Source organism: Staphylococcus sp. GDB9P120P (genome assembly GCF_017893435.1).
GTDB classification, from domain to species: Bacteria; Bacillota; Bacilli; order Staphylococcales; family Staphylococcaceae; genus Staphylococcus; species Staphylococcus cohnii.
The window spans coordinates 4,216-4,475 of sequence record NZ_JAESNB010000014.1 but is presented as its reverse complement, the minus strand read 5'-3'; the positions used below and the strand labels follow the sequence as shown (position 1 = coordinate 4,475).

Annotated in this window: 1 pseudogene; it reads left to right on the top strand. The window is 39.2% G+C overall.

Features of this window, described 5'->3' with window-relative positions:
* Positions 1-260, top strand: a pseudogene (locus KA856_RS13100) (hypothetical protein); the annotation flags it as partial.

Here is a 260-nt window from a genome sequence, read left to right as displayed (position 1 = left end):
GGATAAACTGCAAGATGTTGTGAAAGTGTATCGTAAAATGATTGAGAATAAAAATGAGGCTGGTCGTCGTATATCTCGTGAACGTTATGTTAAGCAAGAGATAAATAATCCTGGTAACATTCACAACCAGTATAAAGGCCAAATGTTAGACCATGAAATAAATTTAGGTGATGGCAACAAGTACGACGAACAAACAACGCCACGTGGTTATGCATGGCAACTGGAGAAAGCATTAGATGCCGTTTCTCGTGATGAGTTCC